This window comes from Arthrobacter sp. H14 (genome assembly GCF_000520495.1).
GTDB lineage: Bacteria > Actinomycetota > Actinomycetes > Actinomycetales > Micrococcaceae > Arthrobacter_C.
On the sequence record NZ_KI914645.1, the window covers coordinates 1 to 2,407 of the forward strand.

4 protein-coding genes are annotated in these 2,407 nt (G+C 60.1%); 2 read left to right on the forward strand and 2 right to left on the reverse strand.

All coding sequences use genetic code 11. From position 1 onward, the window contains the following. The first annotated feature begins 127 nt into the window (after positions 1–127). Complete coding sequence (locus Y707_RS0108420; RefSeq protein WP_051441798.1) at positions 128–643, forward strand: YbaK/EbsC family protein; 516 nt, start codon at positions 128–130, stop codon at positions 641–643. Position 644: 1 nt separating this feature from the next. Then, positions 645–1,268 (forward strand): maleylpyruvate isomerase N-terminal domain-containing protein, encoded by a 624-nt coding sequence (locus tag Y707_RS0108425; protein WP_026534753.1) that lies wholly within the window; start codon positions 645–647, stop codon positions 1,266–1,268. Between the two features lie 55 nt (positions 1,269–1,323). On the opposite strand, the gene Y707_RS29675 is transcribed toward Y707_RS0108425, so the two are convergent. Both Y707_RS29675 and Y707_RS31370 read right to left on the reverse strand, forming a co-directional pair. Next, positions 1,324–1,599, reverse strand: coding sequence for a glycerophosphodiester phosphodiesterase family protein (locus Y707_RS29675; protein WP_081744729.1), 276 nt, complete (start codon positions 1,597–1,599; stop codon positions 1,324–1,326). Continuing rightward, the coding region (locus Y707_RS31370; protein WP_026534754.1) for a glycerophosphodiester phosphodiesterase family protein at positions 1,592–2,407 on the reverse strand (816 nt) is incomplete at its 5' end. The genes Y707_RS29675 and Y707_RS31370, both read right to left, overlap by 8 nt.

Consider the following 2,407-nt stretch of genomic DNA (forward strand, 5'->3'; position numbering starts at 1 on the left):
ACCGCCCCGGCAGACACACCGCTACGCGGACATTCTCAAATGATTCTTCGAATGCCGCTACGCGGACATCTTTAATGAGTCAACGCGAACCATTGAAGACACAGAATCGGCGGCCTACTATTGGATGATGTCGAGTGAAAACAGGGTGCAGGAAGCGCGGCTCCATCCCGCCGTTGAGGAAGCGATTACCAAGTACGGGATTGCCCACGAAGTTTTGGCCTGCGACGACGAGCTGGCCGACACGGCGGTCTTCTGTAAACACTACGGTGTCTCCCTCGAGCAGGCCGCCAACACCATACTTGTAGCTTCAAAGAAGGTCGATCCGCCCAAATATGCCGTTTGCGTTGCGCTCGGGACTACTCGTTTGGACGTCAATAAGACCGTCCGCGAGCGGCTTAGCGTCAAACGGGCCTCATTTGCGGATGCAGAAACGACCAAGGAACTGACCGGAATGCTCATTGGCGGAGTCACCGCCATCGGCACAGAGAATCTGCCGATCTATGTGGACGCCTCCGTCTTGGCTCAGAAGGAAGTCGTCATGGGTGGAGGAAATCGAACCAGTAAGCTGCTCCTCGACCCGAATGAACTCACCAAGCTGCCCAACGTCGAAGTCATTGAGGGTCTGGCCAAAGCGCAGGACTAAATTGAGTTCCCCGGAGACCTGGTCGAAGACCCATAAAGCGTTCGCCGAAGCCGCGGCGTGGTTCGTGGACACCGCGGCCAAGGTAGCCGGACGGTGGGAGGAGCCGGGGCTCGGCGAATGGAGCGTCCGCGACCTGGTCGGTCATACGAGCCGGGCGCTGCTGACCGTGGAAACCTACCTCAACCAACAAGCCGCAAGCATTGAAGTCGAGTCAGCTGACGAGTACTTTCGGCTGGCACTTGCCTCCGTCGGCGACCCGGCGGCAGTAGCAGAGCGGGGCCGCGACGCCGGTGCTGCCCTCGGATCCGATCCGGCTGCTGCTGTGGAGGAGATTGCCGACCGGGTACTCAGCATGGTCAATGCGAGCTGTGGGGACTCCATCGTGAGGACGCCGGTCGGCGGGATGCGACTGATGGACTATATGCCAACCCGCACTTTCGAGCTCACCGTCCACACCTGCGACCTTGCCGCAGCCATCGACGTCGTGCCGCAAGTGCCTGAGGCAGCTGCTGATCAGAGCTTTGCCCTCCTTGGCAGGCTCGCCATCCGCTCCGGCAAGGCCAGCGAACTGCTGCTGGCAGCGACTGGACGCGGCGGCCTTCCGGCAGGATTTACAGTTCTGTAGCGCCGGAGGGCCGGGCGAAATAACCTGGGACGGTTGAGTCCCGGACAGAATCCGGCTAAAACACCGTGAAGTCGTGGAGGTTGTCGCGCAGGCGTGCCGCTGAGCCGCGCTCATTCTCGATCCGGGCGCGTTCGCGGACGGCCACGTCGGGCTTGTCGGTGACGATTCCATCGACGGGCATGTGCAGATATTCGCGGATGGCGTCTTCGTCGTTCACCGTCCAGACGAATACCTGCTTGTTTTGCTTACGCGCGTACTGTGCCAGCTCTTCTGTGAAAAACGTCTGTTCGACGACAAGGAAGTCGCCTGCTATTCGGGTGACATCACCGATACTGAGCCACCGTACGGCCGACGGTTAACTCCGGCCGCCGTGCCTGAAGCTCTTTGACCACTCGGGCGTTGAGCGAATGATAGATGTGCTTCCCGGTCGAGCCGATGGAGTCAACGGTGGCAAGAAACTCTTCGACGACGTCGGGAGACTCATGGCCATGGATTTTCAGTTCGATGAGCAAGGTCACGCCCAGCTCTTCAGCACGCTTTACGTACTCAACCATGGACGACATGGTGTCGGTGAAGCCGCCAACGCTGACCTTCATGTCGACGGCCTCCTCCAACGTCAATTCGTAAGTGTTGACGTTTTTGCCCGAGACGAGCCACAGATTGACGTCATAGCTGAGTAGAAAACGGCCGTCTTTTGTTTCCTGTACGTCGATCTCGACATAATCAGGCCCGACGCCGGCCGCGGCCTCCAGAGCGCTGATCGTGTTTTCCACCCCGCCGCCGACAAAGCCCCGGTGTGCAATAACCGCCGTGCCGCCCGTCGGGAGCTCGGCGCTAGCCGCGGACGGTACTGCCGGTAGGGAAGATACTGCGACGGCGCTGCTCACGAAAGCCGCAAGAGCATACACACCTGTTTTCCGGAACCTGGTTGTCTGGCCATTGGCGGAATCGTCGCCGGCGCGTTGTAACCCGCCGCTGCGAGGCTGGGCGCCAGCCGTATCCGGGTCCGGTAGACCACGCCGATAGACCACCATCAGCGCCTGCACGATGACCACCATGGCTAAATTCAATAGGACGGCGGATCCAACAACACCGATCCCATACGCAATGGAAGGAGAGGCTGGACCGGCTTGTGCCGT